Raw genomic sequence first — 667 nt, forward strand, 5'->3', positions numbered from 1 at the left:
AAAGATTCGGTATGTACGATACAATGTCTGTTTTATCCGGTTTTGAGCGAACAAATGCAAAGATATTTGCAGAAACGCTTGATATTTCTACAGAATTTGATATAATAAATCTTGTCTTGTTCAAAACAAGTCTGGTGATAAAGGCAAAGAGGTCACACCCGTTCCCATCCCGAACACGGAAGTTAAGCTCTTTAGCGCCGATGGTAGTAGGGGGCTTCCCCCTGTGAGAGTAGGACGTTGCCGGGCTTGCCACAAGCAAGATGATATTGTTCCGCAGTAGCTCAGTGGTAGAGCAATCGGCTGTTAACCGATCGGTCGTAGGTTCGAGTCCTACCTGCGGAGCCATTAATGGAGAGCTGTCCGAGTGGCCGAAGGAGCACGATTGGAAATCGTGTATACGCTAACCGTGTATCAAGGGTTCGAATCCCTTGCTCTCCGCCAGTTTTATTACTTTAATATGGCCCCTTGGTCAAGCGGTTAAGACACCGCCCTTTCACGGCGGTAACACGGGTTCGAATCCCGTAGGGGTCACCATTTACGGAGGATTAGCTCAGCTGGGAGAGCATCTGCCTTACAAGCAGAGGGTCGGCGGTTCGAACCCGTCATCCTCCACCATGATCTACAAAGGTGCCCGGGCATGATAGGCACAGAATCATCAAGGCAACAA

At 49.2% G+C, this 667-nt stretch carries 4 tRNA genes and 1 rRNA gene; all 5 read left to right on the top strand.

Annotation, left to right across the window (positions count from 1 at the left end):
- The first annotated feature begins 130 nt into the window (after window positions 1-130).
- Window positions 131-246, top strand: a 5S ribosomal RNA gene (rrf, locus tag AC6CHQ_RS16315).
- A gap of 24 nt (window positions 247-270) precedes the next feature.
- A tRNA-Asn gene (locus AC6CHQ_RS16320) sits at window positions 271-345 on the top strand.
- A gap of 5 nt (window positions 346-350) precedes the next feature.
- Window positions 351-441 (top strand) — tRNA-Ser (locus tag AC6CHQ_RS16325).
- Between the two features lie 18 nt (window positions 442-459).
- A tRNA-Glu gene (locus AC6CHQ_RS16330) sits at window positions 460-534 on the top strand.
- A 5-nt stretch (window positions 535-539) separates the two neighbouring features.
- A tRNA-Val gene (locus AC6CHQ_RS16335) sits at window positions 540-615 on the top strand.
- The last annotated feature ends 52 nt before the right edge of the window (window positions 616-667 follow it).

It is taken from the genome of Bhargavaea sp. GQ12, assembly GCF_059758705.1.